General features: G+C 70.1%; 14 protein-coding genes. 8 read left to right on the forward strand and 6 right to left on the reverse strand.

Annotated features, from left to right (window positions below):
* Positions 1-45 precede the first annotated feature (45 nt).
* The 3 genes from ACFVV1_RS16690 (at position 46) to tyrS (ending at position 4367) form a co-directional block, all read left to right on the forward strand.
* Positions 46-1569: a TldD/PmbA family protein gene (locus ACFVV1_RS16690; RefSeq protein ID WP_389989941.1), complete on the forward strand. Its 1524-nt coding sequence runs from the start codon at positions 46-48 to the stop codon at positions 1567-1569.
* 82 nt (positions 1570-1651) lie between these two features.
* A complete protein-coding gene (locus ACFVV1_RS16695; protein ID WP_389989942.1) occupies positions 1652-3046 on the forward strand; it encodes a metallopeptidase TldD-related protein in 1395 nt (464 codons plus the stop codon).
* Positions 3047-3101: 55 nt separating this feature from the next.
* On the forward strand, positions 3102-4367 hold the full coding sequence (gene tyrS / locus ACFVV1_RS16700) for a tyrosine--tRNA ligase (RefSeq protein ID WP_389989943.1): 1266 nt from the start codon (positions 3102-3104) through the stop codon (positions 4365-4367).
* 169 nt (positions 4368-4536) lie between these two features.
* Here the strand turns inward: tyrS and ACFVV1_RS16705 are convergent, their stop codons facing one another.
* Positions 4537-4812, reverse strand: a complete 276-nt coding sequence (locus ACFVV1_RS16705; RefSeq protein ID WP_389989944.1) for a GlsB/YeaQ/YmgE family stress response membrane protein — start codon at positions 4810-4812, stop codon at positions 4537-4539.
* Positions 4813-5059: 247 nt separating this feature from the next.
* Here ACFVV1_RS16705 and ACFVV1_RS16710 point away from each other — a divergent pair, with 247 nt between their 5' ends.
* The gene (locus ACFVV1_RS16710) at positions 5060-5425 is read left to right on the forward strand and encodes a DUF3099 domain-containing protein (protein ID WP_389989945.1); all 366 of its coding nucleotides are present in this window, start codon (positions 5060-5062) and stop codon (positions 5423-5425) included.
* A 285-nt stretch (positions 5426-5710) separates the two neighbouring features.
* Complete coding sequence (locus ACFVV1_RS16715; RefSeq protein WP_389989946.1) at positions 5711-5968, forward strand: hypothetical protein; 258 nt, start codon at positions 5711-5713, stop codon at positions 5966-5968.
* Positions 5969-5985: 17 nt separating this feature from the next.
* Here the strand turns inward: ACFVV1_RS16715 and moaA are convergent, their stop codons facing one another.
* The 3 genes from moaA to ACFVV1_RS16730 all read right to left on the reverse strand — a co-directional run bounded on the left by moaA (position 5986) and on the right by ACFVV1_RS16730 (position 9151).
* Positions 5986-6975 carry a GTP 3',8-cyclase MoaA gene (gene moaA / locus ACFVV1_RS16720; protein WP_389989947.1) on the reverse strand — a complete coding sequence of 330 codons (990 nt, stop codon included), beginning with the start codon at positions 6973-6975 and terminating at the stop codon, positions 5986-5988.
* Positions 6976-7148: 173 nt separating this feature from the next.
* A complete protein-coding gene (locus ACFVV1_RS16725) occupies positions 7149-8789 on the reverse strand; it encodes a cation acetate symporter (RefSeq protein ID WP_389989948.1) in 1641 nt (546 codons plus the stop codon).
* Positions 8786-9151, reverse strand: a complete 366-nt coding sequence (locus ACFVV1_RS16730) for a DUF485 domain-containing protein (protein WP_389989949.1) — start codon at positions 9149-9151, stop codon at positions 8786-8788. The genes ACFVV1_RS16725 and ACFVV1_RS16730 overlap by 4 nt, the downstream gene beginning before the upstream one ends.
* A 291-nt stretch (positions 9152-9442) precedes the next feature.
* Here ACFVV1_RS16730 and ACFVV1_RS16735 point away from each other — a divergent pair, with 291 nt between their 5' ends.
* Together ACFVV1_RS16735 and ACFVV1_RS16740 are read left to right on the forward strand one after the other, a co-directional pair.
* Positions 9443-10978 carry a S8 family serine peptidase gene (locus tag ACFVV1_RS16735; protein ID WP_389989950.1) on the forward strand — a complete coding sequence of 512 codons (1536 nt, stop codon included), beginning with the start codon at positions 9443-9445 and terminating at the stop codon, positions 10976-10978.
* Between the two features lie 117 nt (positions 10979-11095).
* Entirely contained in the window at positions 11096-12502 is a 1407-nt protein-coding gene (locus tag ACFVV1_RS16740; RefSeq protein ID WP_389990169.1) for a CoA transferase, read from the forward strand.
* On the opposite strand, the gene ACFVV1_RS16745 is transcribed toward ACFVV1_RS16740, so the two are convergent.
* A complete protein-coding gene (locus ACFVV1_RS16745) occupies positions 12489-13169 on the reverse strand; it encodes a lysoplasmalogenase (protein ID WP_389989951.1) in 681 nt (226 codons plus the stop codon). The two genes, ACFVV1_RS16740 and ACFVV1_RS16745, sit on opposite strands and share 14 nt — an antisense overlap.
* On the reverse strand, positions 13166-14044 hold the full coding sequence (locus tag ACFVV1_RS16750; protein WP_389989952.1) for a sterol desaturase family protein: 879 nt from the start codon (positions 14042-14044) through the stop codon (positions 13166-13168). Before ACFVV1_RS16750 ends, ACFVV1_RS16745 begins: the two co-directional genes overlap by 4 nt.
* A gap of 306 nt (positions 14045-14350) precedes the next feature.
* Between ACFVV1_RS16750 and ACFVV1_RS16755 the strand changes: the two genes are divergently transcribed.
* Positions 14351-14935 (forward strand): TerD family protein, encoded by a 585-nt coding sequence (locus ACFVV1_RS16755; protein WP_389989953.1) that lies wholly within the window; start codon positions 14351-14353, stop codon positions 14933-14935.
* The last annotated feature ends 88 nt before the right edge of the window (positions 14936-15023 follow it).

Genomic DNA, 15023 nt, shown 5'->3' on the forward strand with positions numbered 1-15023 from the left:
CGGCATGGTTCACTGCTGGCACATGCCGAAAAGACGGAGTGCTACATGCCTCATGAGGTAGATCAGTCGTTCCTGGCCCTGCCCCTGCGGGCCCTCGCCGACGCGGCGCTCGCCCGTGCCCGTGCGCTGGGGGCCGTGCATGCCGACTTCCGGTTCGAGCGGGTACGCAGCGCGTCCTGGCGGCTGCGGGACGCCCGGCCCGCCGGGACCTCGGACACCACCGACCTCGGGTACGCGGTACGTGTGGTGCACGGTGGGGCGTGGGGGTTCGCGTCGGGCGTGGATCTGACGATGGATGCCGCGGCGAAGGTCGCCTCGCAGGCCGTCGCCATGGCGAAGCTGTCGGCGAAGGTGATCGCGGCGGCCGGGTCCGACGAGCGGGTGGAGCTGGCGGACGAGCCGGTGCACGGTGAGCGGACCTGGGTCTCGGCGTACGACATCGACCCCTTCGACGTACCGGACGAGGAGAAGGCGGGTCTGCTCGCCGAGTGGAGCAGCCGGCTTCTGGGCGCGGAGGGTGTCGCGCATGTGGACGCCTCGCTGATGACCGTCCACGAGAACAAGTTCTACGCGGACACGGCGGGCACCGTCACCACCCAGCAGCGGGTGCGGCTGCATCCGCAGTTCACCGCAGTCGCCGTGGACGGGACCACGGGTGAGTTCGACTCGATGCGGACGATCGCCCCGCCGGTGGGCCGCGGCTGGGAGTACCTGACCGGGACCGGCTGGGACTGGGACGACGAGCTGGAGCGGATTCCCGGGCTGCTGGCCGAGAAGATGCGGGCGCCGAGCGTCGAGGCGGGGACGTACGACCTGGTCGTCGACCCGTCGAATCTCTGGCTGACCATCCATGAGTCGATCGGCCACGCCACCGAGCTGGACCGGGCGCTGGGATACGAGGCGGCGTACGCCGGGACCTCGTTCGCCACGTTCGACCGGCTGGGGAAGCTGGCGTACGGCTCCCCCGTCATGAATGTGACGGGCGACCGCACCACCGAGCACGGGCTCGCGACCATCGGGTACGACGACGAGGGGGTCGAGGCGCAGTCCTGGGACCTGATCAAGGACGGGAAGCTGGTCGGGTACCAGCTCGACCGGCGGATCGCGAAGCTGACGGGTCTGGGCCGGTCCAACGGGTGTGCCTACGCCGACTCGCCGGGGCATGTCCCCGTGCAGCGGATGGCGAACGTGTCGCTGCGGCCGGATCCGGGCGGGCTGTCCACGGAGGATCTGATCGGCGGGGTGGAGCGCGGGATCTATGTGGTCGGCGACCGGTCCTGGTCGATCGACATGCAGAGGTACAACTTTCAATTTACCGCGCAGCGGTTCTTCCGCATCGAGAACGGCAAGCTGGCCGGGCAGCTGCGTGACGTCGCGTACCAGGCGACGACGACGGACTTCTGGGGCTCGATGGAGAAGGTCGGCGGCCCGCAGACGTATGTCCTGGGCGGCGCCTTCAACTGCGGCAAGGCACAGCCGGGCCAGGTCGCGGCGGTCTCGCACGGTTGCCCCTCCGCCCTCTTCCGGGGCGTGAACATCCTCAACACGACGCAGGAGGCCGGACGATGAGCGGTCACCACGGAACCGGCTGGGGGTCCGGGGGTCGACACCCGGGACAGCACAGTCTCAACACGACGCAGGAGGCCGGACGATGATCCGCGTCAGCAAGCCGCACGAGATCGTCGAGCGGGCGCTCGAACTGTCCACCGCCGACGGCTGTGTGGTCATCGCCGACGAGGAGTCGTCCGCGAATCTGCGCTGGGCCGGCAACGCGCTCACGACGAACGGCGTGACGCGGGGGCGGACCCTGACCGTCATCGCGACCGTCGACGGTGCGCAGGGCACCGCGTCCGGGGTGGTGTCGCGGTCCGCGGTGACCGCCGACGATCTGGAGCCGCTGGTGCGGGCCGCCGAGGCCGCCGCGCGCGGGGCCGGGCCTGCGGAGGACGCGCAGCCGCTTATCGGCGGGGTACCCGCCTCGCCCGACTTCGCGGACGCACCGGCCGAGACGGGATCGGACGTCTTCGCGGAGTTCGCCCCGGCGCTCGGCGACGCCTTCGCCCGGGCCCGGTCCGGTGGCCGTGAGCTGTACGGCTTCGCCCACCACCAGCTGACCTCCACGTACCTCGGTACGTCGACGGGGCTGCGGCTGCGCCACGACCAGCCGAACGGAACGCTGGAGCTCAACGCAAAGTCCCCCGACCGGACCCGGTCGACCTGGGCGGGCCGTTCCACGCGCGACTTCAAGGACGTCGATCCGGCCGAGCTCGACGCGGAGCTGGCGCAGCGGCTGCGCTGGGCGGAGCGCCGTATCGAGCTGCCCGCCGGACGGTACGAGACGCTGCTGCCGCCGACCGCCGTGGCCGATCTGCTGGTCTACCAGCTGTGGTCGTCGACGGCACGGGACGCCGCGGAGGGCCGGACGGTGTTCTCCAAGCCGGGCGGCGGAACGAGGATCGGCGAGACCCTGTCCGAGCTGCCGTTGTCGCTGCGCAGCGACCCGCACGCGCCGGGCCTGGAGTCGGCGCCGTTCGTGATCGCCCATGCTTCCGGGGACGGCGCTTCCGTATTCGACAACGGTCTGCCGCTGACGTCGACCGACTGGATCCGGGACGGCAGGCTGGAGCATCTGACGACCACCCGGCACACGGCGGGGCTGACCGGGCTGCCGGTCGCGCCGGCGATCGACAATCTGCTGCTGGAGGGCGGCGGTGAGCGGTCGCTGGAGGAGATGGTGGCCGCGACGACCGGCCGCGGGCTGCTGCTGACCTGCATGTGGTACATCCGGGAGGTCGATCCGGCGACGCTGCTGCTGACCGGGCTGACCCGCGACGGGGTGTATCTCGTCGAGGACGGCGAGGTCGTCGGCGAGGTGAACAACTTCCGGTTCAACGAGTCGCCGGTGGATCTGCTGTCGCGGGCCACGGAAGCGGGCCGTACGGAGAAGACGCTGCCGCGCGAGTGGGGCGACTGGTTCACCCGGGCCGCCATGCCCGCGCTGCGGATCCCGGACTTCAACATGAGCTCGGTGAGCGCGGGCGTGTGACCCGCCTAGACTGACTGGTGCCTTTCGATACATGTAGCTGAGGAGACACGGAACCGTGACGGACATCGTCGACGAGCTGAAGTGGCGTGGGCTGTTCGCCCAGTCCACTGACGAGGACGCACTGCGCAAGGCTCTCGCGGACGGTCCGGTCACGTTCTATTGCGGCTACGACCCCACCGCGGCGAGTCTGCACGTCGGCCATCTGGTGCAGGTGCTCACCATGCGCCGGCTCCAGCTGGCCGGTCTGCGGCCGCTCGCCCTGGTGGGCGGGGCCACCGGTCAGATCGGTGACCCGCGGCCGACCGCCGAGCGCACGCTGAACGATCCTGAGACGATCGCCAACTGGGTGACGCGGCTGCGGTCCCAGATCGAGCCGTTCCTGTCCTTCGAGGGCGAGAACGCGGCGGTCATGGTGAACAACCTGGACTGGACCTCGGGCATGTCCGCGATCGAGTTCCTCCGGGACATCGGCAAGCACTTCCGCGTCAACAAGATGCTGACCAAGGACTCCATCGCCCGGCGGCTGGAGTCCGACGAGGGCATCAGCTACACCGAGTTCAGTTACCAGCTGCTCCAGAGCATGGACTTCCTGGAGCTGTACCGGCGCCACGGCTGCACCCTCCAGCAGGGCGGCAGCGATCAGTGGGGCAACCTCACCGCGGGCCTCGACCTGATCCACCGGCTGGAGCCGGGCGCCGAGGTGCACGCGCTGGCGACCCCGCTGATGACGAAGGCGGACGGGACCAAGTTCGGCAAGTCCGAGAGCGGGGCCGTCTGGCTCGACCCGACGATGACGACGCCGTACGCGTTCTACCAGTTCTGGCTGAACGTGGACGACCGGGACATCTCCCGGTACATGCGCATCCTCAGCTTCCGGACCCCCGCGGAGCTGGAGGAGCTGGAGCAGGTCACCGAGGAGCGTCCGCAGGCCCGGACGGCGCAGCGCGCGCTGGCCGAGGAGCTGACGACGCTGGTGCACGGCGCCGGCCAGTGCGCCGCGGTCATCGCGGCGTCGAAGGCGCTCTTCGGCCAGGGCGAGCTCGGCGAGCTGGACGAGGCGACGCTGAGCGCCGCGCTGTCCGAGGTGCCGCACGCGCGGGTCACCGAGCTCGGCCCGCTGGTGGACCTCCTGGTGGAGGTCGGCCTGGCGCCGAGCAAGTCGGGCGCCCGCCGCACGGTGAAGGAGGGCGGTGCGTACGTGAACAACGTCAAGGTCACGGACGGCGAGAGCGCACCGGCCCGTGAGGAGCTGCTGCACGGGCGCTGGCTGGTGCTGCGCCGGGGCAAGAAGAACCTCGCTGCCGTCGAGGTCACCGGCTGATCCTGGAGACCGGACGTCGCACCGCGGCCGGGCACGCGTGACGCGTGTCCGGCCGCGGTCGCGTTGTGGCCCCGGGCCCGGCGCCGCCCGAGCTGCCCGTCGGTTCGGGCCCGCCTTCATTCCTGGCTCAGGGCCGCGGCTCGTCGACTCAGGGCCGCGGCTCGTCGTTTCAGGCCTTCTGTCTGCTGCCGCGGAACGACGCCCACAGCATGTCGCCGACCCCGACGATGACCACGGCGCCGATCAGCTGGAACAGATGGCGCGTCCAGTCGATGCCCCTGGTGTCGTTGACCCCGATCCAGGTGGCGACGGAATTGCCGAGGACGCTGCCGAGGATGCCGAAGATCGTCGTCAGCCAGAGAGGGATGCTCTGTTTGCCGGGCAGGATCGCCTTCGCGATCAGGCCGAGTACCAGACCCACGATGATTGCCCACAACCAGCCCATGTCGCCTCCTCGTGCGACGTGATGTCGCGCATGTGGGCCCAGTCTCGGCCCGTGGACCATGCACCGCACGCCGGACGCGTCCGTATGCGCGGCCCGGCTTCCGATCCCACGGAATACGGCGCGCCCCGGCCTCGAAGCCGTCGGACACCGGGCGTACCGTGGATCCAGTCCGGTCCGGGGAGCGTCCGGCACGGGTATGTGGTCTTCCCCGACCCGTGAGGTGCTGGGGATGGGTGGTGGAGGCGTGATGCGGAAGCAGAGCGGTGTCGAGGTCTTCCGGATCACGGAGGCGCGGCAGGGGCTCGCGGACGATGTCCGCGGCAGGCAGCGGCGCTATGTGATCTCGATGTCCGTGCGAACGGTCTCGGTGATCCTGGCCGCTGTGCTGTGGAACGTCGAGCGGTACGTCGCGATCGTCGCGCTGGCGCTCGGGGTGCTGCTCCCGTACGTGGCGGTGGTCATCGCCAACGCGGGCCGGGAGAACACCCCTTCGCTTCCTTCGACCTTCGTCCCGACGCCGGTGCGGCCGATGCTCGACGCCGCGCCCGGGGCGGGTTCCGCGGAATCCGGTCCGGAGGCCGACGGGGTCCGGCGCGCCGGGGAATCGGCATGAGCCACGAGAAAATCGGCATAAGCACAGTTGAGGCCGCGCCACACCCAAGGCTCGTGAAAACGACAGACCAATCATGAAGTTACGGTGCACCGCACCCCGGTCTGCGTGACATACTTCCTAAGCGCTCCGCATCCCCCGTCGGAGCGACAGACCGACGCCGGGCAGCTCCCCCCGTGGCTGCTCGGCGTCGCTTTTTCTTCGGTCCTCTCCGGCTTCTCTCCGGTGGGGGTTGTCCGGGACAGCCGGTCCGCTCGGCCGTACGGGCGCTGACCTAGGGTTGAGTCCGTGAACTCCCCTGAATCCGCGGCCGAGAGCGCTGCCGCCGCACCCATCTGTTCCGCCAAGGGCTGCCGGGCCGCTGCCGTGTGGGTGCTGGCCTGGAACAATCCGAAGCTGCACACCCCGGAACGCCGCAAGACGTGGCTGGCCTGCGAGGAACACCGGGAGCATCTCTCCTCGTTCCTGGACATCCGGGGCTTTCTCAAGGATGTCGTGGCGCTGACGGAATGGGAGTCCGAAGGACCGGGATCGGCCAGGTCCTAGGACCGATCGGGCAGGTCCTAGCCACCGATCGCCGACATCGGACGGTCGGGCTGCAGGAAGGACGGGTCGTCCAGACCGGAGCCGGCCTTCTTTCCCCACATCGCGAGCGTCCAGATCCGGGCGATCTCCTCGTCCGGCGCGTCGGAACGCAGGGCGCCGCGCAGGTCGGTCTCCTCGCGGGCGAACAGGCAGGTGCGCACCTGGCCGTCGGCGGTGAGCCTGGTCCGGTCGCAGGCCCGGCAGAAGGGTCGGGTGACGGAGGCGATGACGCCCACCCGGTGGGGTCCGCCGTCGACGAGCCAGCGCTCGGCGGGGGCGGAACCGCGCTCTGTGTCGCCCTCCTCGGTGAGGGTGAAGCGGGTGCGCAGCGACTGGAGTATGTCGCCTGCCGTGATCATGCCGTCACGCCTCCAGCCGTGCTGGGCGTCGAGCGGCATCTGCTCGATGAAGCGGAGCTCGTAGCCGTGCTCGACGGCCCAGGCGAGCAGGTCGGGGGCCTCGTCGTCGTTGAGTCCCGGCATCAGGACGGTGTTGACCTTGACCGGGGTGAGACCGGCGTCGCGGGCGGCTTCGAGGCCGGCCAGCACGTCGTGGTGACGGTCGCGGCGGGTGAGTGTCTTGAAGACGTCGGGACGCAGGGTGTCCAGCGAGACGTTGACCCGGTCCAGGCCGGCGGCCTTGAGTGCGGCCGCGGTGCGCTTGAGCCCTATGCCGTTGGTGGTGAGCGACATCCTGGGGCGCGGGGTCAGTGCCGCGCAGCGCTCGACGATGGAGACGAGCCCGGGGCGCAGCAGCGGCTCACCGCCGGTGAAGCGGACCTCGGTGATGCCCAGCCGGGTGACGGCGATGCGGACCAGGCGGACGATCTCGTCGTCGCTGAGCAGGTCGGGCTTGGCCAGCCATTGCAGGCCCTCTTCCGGCATGCAGTACGTGCACCGCAGATTGCAGCGGTCGGTCAGTGACACGCGCAGGTCGGTGGCGACCCTGTCGTAGGTGTCGATGAGCATGTGGGCCCCCTCCCGCGGTTGCTTCCCGGCCGCCGTGTCCGGTTCTCCGGGCTGACTTCTCCGAGACTACGCGAGACCTGTGACATCGCAGGGGCCCGTATGACACGAGGAGCGGCACGGCCGTGTCGTAGGACCCTACGACACGGCCGTTGCCGTACCCGGTTCGTTCCCGCTCAGTGCGCTCCGACACCGGTGAGGGACTTGACCTCCAGCTCGGCGTACTTGCCCTTGTCCGGCTTCTCCTTCGAGAGGAGGGAGCCGATCCAGCCGAGCAGGAAGCCCAGCGGGATGGAGATCAGGCCCGGGTTCTCCAGCGGGAACCAGGCGAAGTCGACGCCCTTGAACATCGAGGTCTTCGGGTTGCCGGAGACGACCGGCGAGAAGAGCACGAGGATCACCGAGCTCGCCAGACCGCCGTAGATCGACCACAGAGCGCCCTGGGTGGTGAAGCGCTTCCAGAAGAGGCTGTAGAGAATCGTCGGCAGGTTGGCGGAGGCGGCGACGGCGAAGGCGAGCGCCACCAGTCCGGCGACGTTCATGTCGCGGGCGAAGGCTCCCAGGACGATCGCGACCGCGCCGATGAGGACGGTGGCCCAGCGCGCGGCCCGCATCTCCTCCTTCTCGGTAGCCTTCCCCTTGCGGATGACGTTGGCGTAGATGTCGTGCGCGAAGGAGGACGAGGACGCGAGGGTCAGCCCCGCGACGACGGCGAGGATGGTGGCGAAGGCGACGGCCGAGATGACGGCCAGCAGCACGGCGCCACCGGTGGAGCCGACCCCGCCGAGGTATTCGGCGAGCTGCGGGGCGGCCGCGTTGCCGGCCGGGTTCTTCGCCTTGATCTCGTCCGGGCCGATGAGCGCCGCGGCGCCGAAGCCGAGCGCGATCGTCATCAGGTAGAAGGCGCCGATGATGCCGATGGCCCAGTTGACCGACTTACGGGCGGCCTTGGCGGTCGGCACCGTGTAGAAGCGGATCAGGATGTGCGGGAGACCGGCGGTGCCGAGGACCAGGGCGATGCCGAGGGAGAGGAAGTCCAGCTTGGAGGTGCCGGTGGCGCCGTACTTGAGTCCGGGCTCCAGGAACGCCGCTCCGTGGCCGCTCTTCGCGGCGGCCGTGCCCAGCAGGTCGGAGATGTTGAAGTCGAACTTCAGCAGCACCAGGAAGGTCATCAGGAGGGCACCGGCGATGAGCAGCACGGCCTTGACCATCTGGACCCAGGTGGTGCCCTTCATGCCGCCGATCGTGACGTATACGATCATCAGCACGCCGACCAGCGCGACGATGAGGATCTTGCCCGCGTCGCTGGTGATGCCGAGCAGCAGGGAGACCAGGACTCCCGCGCCCGCCATCTGTGCCAGCAGGTAGAAGATCGATACGACGATGGTGGAGACGCCGGAGGCGGTGCGGACCGGGCGCTGCCGCATCCGGTAGGCGAGAACGTCGCCCATCGTGTAGCGGCCCGAGTTGCGCAGCGGTTCGGCGACCAGCAGCAGGGCCACCAGCCAGGCGACGAGGAAGCCGATGGAGTACAGGAAGCCGTCGTAGCCGAAGAGGGCGATGGCTCCGGCGATCCCGAGGAACGACGCCGCCGACATGTAGTCGCCGGAGACGGCGAGCCCGTTCTGGAACGCGGTGAACTGCCGTCCGCCCGCGTAGAAGTCCGCGGCGCTCTTGGTCTGCCGGCCGGCCCAGACGGTGATGCCCAGGGTCGCGGCGACGAACACCGCGAAGAGCGTGATGATCAGCGGCCGGTGCTCGGTGGTCGAGGAGGCGGCCAGCTGGAGGGCGGGGTGCGAGTGGTACGCGGCGCTCATGCGTCGGCCTCCATACGGGACTTGATGGCCTCGGCCTTCGGGTCCAGCTTCGCGGCCGCGTGGCGCGAGTAGAACCAGGCGATGAGGAACGTGGTGACGAACTGGGCGAGGCCGAACACGAAGGCCACGTTGATGTTGCCGTACACCTTGGTGCCCATGAGGCCGCCCGCGTAGTTGGACAGCAGCACGTACAGCAGGTACCAGAGGACGAAGGCGATGGTCAGCGGGAAGGCGAACGAACGGTGTGAGCGGCGCAGTTCGCCGAACTCCCCGCTCTCCTGCGTCGCGATGAACGCCTCGGTCGTGGGTTCGGCAGGGCGGGTGGCCGTACTGACCTCGGGTGGCGGTGCATCGGTAGCCACAGAATCTCCTCGCGACGCGGGTGCGGTGGTGGTGGGGACGGCGGATTTCACTGGGGAACCTCGTTGTCGGGGATGGTGGTGCGTCTCCCCTGACAACGGCACGGAGAGCGCGGCGAAGCGGTTCACCGCGGGTTCACACTTCTCGAATTCGCCTCTTCGCACCCATCCGGTCGAACCAAGTGCCCCCAACTCATTGAATAGTGGGGCTGATCAGCGATAACTTCACTCGTCATGTACGCGACTGGGCACATCCTGTGTCCGGTCGACAGGCACGGATGATGTGGAGACCCCATGGCTCATCTGGGATCCAGACGGACGCGCGCACTGACGCTGCCCGTCGGATTGGCACTCACGGCCTCGCTCGGCTTCCTGCCGACCGGTGCCGCTTCTGCCGCACCGGTGGACGCGCAGCCCACGGCGGCGGTCTCGACGGACGGCCCGAAGCTCTCGTACGTCGTCAACACGCGGAGCAATCACGGGACCGTCAAGCAGGTGAAGAAGGCGATAGCCGAGGCCGGTGGCACGGTGGTGGTCGCCTATGAGCAGATCGGCGTCATCGTCGTCGAGTCGCAGAACCCGGACTTCGCGAAGTCGATCCGCCGGGTCAAGGGGGTCGATTCGGCCGGGGCCACCCGCACCAACCCCATCGTTCCGCAGGCCACCACGGACATCGGGGTCGCGCAGCCGCTCACCGCCGAGCAGGCCCGGAGCGCGGCGGCGGAGGCGACGGCGGACCAGGATCCGATGGAGCCCCTGCAGTGGGATCTGCCCGCCATCAAGGCGGACCAGGCGCACCAGAAGACGCTGGGCAGCAGCAAGGTCACCGTCGCGGTCATCGACACGGGTGTCGACGACACCCACCCGGACCTGGCGCCGAACTTCGACCGCGGGGCCTCCGCGAGCTGCGTGTCCGGGGCGCCGGACACGACGGACGGCGCCTGGCGTCCCAAGGCCGGCGAGAGCGACCACGGAACGCATGTCGCGGGCACCATCGCCGCCGCGAAGAACGGCATCGGGGTGACGGGTGTCGCGCCGGGCGTGAAGGTCGCCGGCATCAAGGTCGCGAACCCGGACGGCTTCTTCTACACCGAGTCGATCGTCTGCGGCTTCGTCTGGGCCGCCGAGCACGGCGTCGACGTCACCAACAACAGCTATTACACCGACCCGTGGATGTTCAACTGCAAGAACGACCTCGACCAGGGCGCCCTGGTCGAGGCCGTCGCCCGCGCCACCGGGTACGCGGAGCGCAAGGGCACGGTGAACGTCGCCTCGGCCGGCAACAGCAAGTTCGACCTGGCCTCCGGCGCGATCGACGACACGACCAGCCCGAACGACACCACGGCCGTGACCCGGACGATCGACCCGCGCGAGTGCCTCGACATCCCGGCGATGCTGCCGGGCGTCGTGACCGTCTCGGCGACCGGTGCGAAGGGGCTGAAGTCCTCGTACTCGAACTACGGGAACGGCGTCATCGACGTCGCGGCTCCCGGCGGTGACTCGACGGTCTACCAGACGCCCGCACCGCCCGCCACGAACGGTGCGATCCTGTCCACGCTGCCGGGCGGCAAGTACGGCTACAAGAACGGTACGTCGATGGCCTCCCCGCACGTCGCGGGCGTCGCGGCCCTGATCAAGTCGACGCACCCGTACGCCTCGGCGGCCCAGGTGAAGGCGCTCCTGACGTCCGGGGCCGACGCCACCGAGTGCGGCGCCCCGTACGACATCAACGGTGACGGCAAGATCGACGCCGTCTGCGAGGGCGACAAGAACCACAACGGCTTCTACGGGGCCGGTGTGGTGAACGCGCTGAACGCGGTCCGCCGGTAGGAGTCCGCCGGGACGTGCGATGCGGCGGGAGGGTCCGGGGCCTTCGGGCAGCTCTCCCGCCGCCTCTTCCCGGCTGGTGGCACTCAGTGCCATAGTGCGGGAATGAGTCATGCACGAATGTCCGGTACGGAGCAGGCCTGGGCGGCGCTCGGCGGTGCTCCCGCGCTTCTCGCGCCCCTCGGAACGGGTGGCCCCGAGGGGCTGCTGCCCGCCCGGCTGCCTGTGATGGAACTGGCCCGTTCCGCCGTCGCGGTCTGCTCACTGGCCGCCGCCGAACTGGCCGCCCGCCGCACCGCGCGCCCCGTGCCGCAGGTCCGCGTCGACGACGGCGCGGTGGCCACGGCGTTCACCAGCGAGCGCCATCTGCGGATCGACGGCCGCGCGCCGACCAACTTCGCCCCGCTGTCCCGGTTCTGGCGCACGGCGGACGGCTGGGTCCGTACGCACGCCAACTACCCGCACCACCGTGCCCGGTTGCTCGCCACGCTGGGGCTGCCCGCGGACACCTCGGACGACATCGCCGTGGACGCCGTCGCCGCCTCGTTCGCCGGGCGTCCGGGCGGCGAGATCGAGGAGACGGTGTACGCGGCGGGTGGCCTGGCCGTCGCCGCCCGTACGCCGCAGGAGTGGGCTGCCGACCCCCGGGGCGCCGCCGTCGCGGGTACGCCGCTGGTGGGCAGGGAACGTATCGACAGCGCGCCCGTCCGCCGGACGACGCCGCTCACCGGTGAACAGCTGCTGCCCGCCGCCGGGGTGCGCGTGCTGGACCTCACCCGGGTCATCGCAGGGCCCGTCGCCACCCGTACGCTCGCACTGCTCGGCGCGGACGTCCTGCGGATCGACGCCCCGCAGTTCCCGGAGAGCCAGGACGCGCACCGCGACACCGGTTTCGGGAAGCGGTCGGTGGATCTGGATCTCGGCAGCCGCTCCGGCGCGGCCGCCTTCGACGAGCTGCTGGCCGGCGCGGACGTGGTCGTCATCGGCTACCGGCCCGGGGCCGTCGAGCGGTTCGGCCTGACCCCGCAGGCCCTGGCCGCGCGCAGGCCGGGGCTGGTGATCGGGCGGCTCTCGGCGTGGGGGCACGGCCCGTGGGCGCGGCAGCGCGGCTTCGACAGTCTGGTGCAGGTGGCCACCGGTATCGCCTCGGTCGAGGCCGCGGCAGGGGCGGAGCACCCGCCCGGTGCGCTGCCCGCCCAGGCGCTCGACCACGGCACGGGCTATCTGCTGGCCGCCGCCGTGCTGCGCGCCCTGACCGAGCAGCACGACGAGGGCGGCTCCCGGCTGGCCACGCTCTCGCTCGCCCGTACTGCCGCCTGGCTCCTCGACGAGCTGCCCGCCGGCCGGGGGGCCGAAGCCGCGGGTTCGTCGTACGACCCGGAGAAGTGGCTCACGGAGACGGACAGCCCGCTGGGACGGCTGCGTCACACCCTGCCGCCGGTCGCCTTCGACGGCTCCCCCGCCGACTGGTCGCGTCCGCCCGGCCGGCTGGGGGCGGACGCGGCCGCCTGGCTCACGGCTCGATGAGGACCTTCGTGCGCCCGCCGGGTGCGAGCGCTCCGACGGTCAGCAGGAACTGCGCGGCGATGTAGGTGAGCATGACCCAGAAGTCGGGGGCGGGCAGCTGCGGCCAGTCGGCGATGCCGGTGGCGATGAGCGCGTCGGAGAGCAGGAAGAGCGCCCCGCCGACGGCCGCGTACGGGCCGAGGGTGCCGGCGCGGTACGCCATCGACGTGAGCAGCAGGCTGTAGCCGGTCATCGGGATCCGCATGTCCGCCGGCAGCCCGCTCCAGAGCAGCGCGACGAAGGTGGCCAGGACGGCGGCGTACACGATCCCGGCGGGCAGTGGGCTGCGGGCGCGTCCGAAGAGCCACAGGTAGCAGACGTGGCCCGCGGCGAAGGAGCCCATCCCGATGAGGAAGGCGGCATCGGCGTCGGGCAGCAGCAGCGTGTCGCCGCCCCAGCCGAACAGGAGCGCCGCGATGAGCAGCCGGGGGCCGCGCCGGGCGGCGGCGTACCCGGCCAGCAGCGGCATCAGCAGGGGCTTGGCGAGGAGGTGGGCGACCGGGATGTCGGCGAGGACGCCGACGAGGTCGACGGCCGAGGCCACGAGAAAGGCGATGAGCAGCGGGCGTACGAGACGTTCCCGCCGGTCCGCGACGGCGTCGGCGCTCCCGACGGCGTCGGCGCTCATCCGGTGCGCTCCGGGGCGAGGACGGCCGTCCGGGCGACCGCTCCGGTGGGCTGCCAGCCGGGCCCGCGGAAGATCCGTCCGGCTCGCTCGCTCCAGCTGCCCGCCGCGCGCACGTCGCGGGCGATCGCAGCGTACTCGTGGGTGGCGACGCGGAGCGGGTTGAACGTGTCGATGTTCTTGGTGAGGCCGAACACGGGCCGCTCCGTCTCGGCGGTGAAGGACCCGAAGAGCCGGTCCCAGAGGATCAGGATGCCGCCGAAGTTCCGGTCCAGGTAGCCGCCCTGCGACGCGTGGTGCACCCGGTGGTGGGAGGGCGTGTTCAGTACGTACTCGAAGGGCCGGGGGAGCTTGTCGATGCGCTCGGTGTGCACCCAGAACTGGTAGACGAGGTTCGCCGACGAGCAGAACGCGAGCGCGGCCGGATGGACACCGCAGGCGATGAGCGGCACGTAGAAGGGCCATACGGTCAGCGACGTCCAGGGCTGGCGCAGCGCGGTGGACAGGTTGAACTTCCGGCTGGAGTGGTGGACCACATGGCACGCCCAGAGGATCCGGATGACGTGGTGGCCGCGGTGGGACCAGTAGTAGAAGAAGTCCTGCGCGAGCAGCATCAGCAGGACGGTCCACCACAGCACGGGGACACGGAGCGGCGTCAGCTCGTAGACGGCGCTGTAGATCGCGACGACGGGCACTTTCCACAGCAGGTCGAAGACCAGGCTGCCGAGCCCCATGGTGATGCTGGTGACGGCGTCCTTCGTCTCGTACCCGGCGGCTTCCTCATCGGGATGGAAGTGGTGGAGGGCCATTTCGAGGACAGTGAGCAGGACGAAGGCCGGTATGGACCAGAGCACGACATCGGGCAGGTTCGGCGGCATGGGAGCACCGTAGAGCCGCCGATCGGCCGCGCACCAGACGTTGTTACCAACAAGTATGCGAGACGCGGTGTCAGCAGTCTTTGGTGACTTCCGCCAACGCGGGCGTCGCGCGATCCCCGCACCGGAGCTCCCGAGGACGCCCAACTCCCCTTGCAGGGTCCGAAAGTTGCCGCCCCCGGACAGCCCGAGAGGGTTCATACGCGCCTCGCCCATGGGGACCCGTACATGGAACCACCGAGGCGCCCAGGCACACTCTGCGTGGTGTAGTCCCTCCGACAATCCCCCTGACAAAAGGATGATCCACGCATGATCACGCTCACCAAGGAAGACGGCCCGGCAGACCTGGACGGGGTGACCCATCTGTCCATCGGCGTGTCCTGGGACCCCACGGCCGGCAGCAGCGGCGGTGTCATGGGCCTGCTCCGCCGCAAGGCCGGAACGGACCTCGACCTGATCGCCATCGCCACGCAGGGCGGGGACCCGGTGCGCCTGGCCGGCCTCGACTCGCTGGACCCCATGGGCAACGGCTCGCTGGTGCACAGCGGCGACAACCAGACCGGGCGCGGGGAGGGCGACGACGAGACCGTCACGGTCGAGTTCGCGCGCATCCCGAGCAACATCACGTCGATCGTGTTCGTCGCTGCCGCCTTCAAGAAGGGCAGCTCCTTCCAGAAGGCCCGCAACATCAGTTTCAAGGTCTACGACGCGACCGGGGGAAGCTCACAGCAGGTCGCCGACATATGGCCCAGCCTGCTCACCCAGGACAACGGCTGCGCGGTGGCCAAGGCCATGCGGGTCGGCGGCACGTGGAAGCTCGAAGTGATCAATGTGACGGGGAAGATCAAGCAGGGTGACGAGCATGCCCTGATGCGGTTCGCCGTCAGCAAGTAGTACGCGGTCGCCGACGTCGCCGCGGAAACGTTCCCGGCGTCGGCCTTCTGAGCGGAGGTCCGGTCGGGATGGACGGGCGAGAGGGCCG

It is taken from the genome of Streptomyces sp. NPDC058092 (genome assembly GCF_042884935.1).
Lineage (GTDB): Bacteria > Actinomycetota > Actinomycetes > Streptomycetales > Streptomycetaceae > Streptomyces.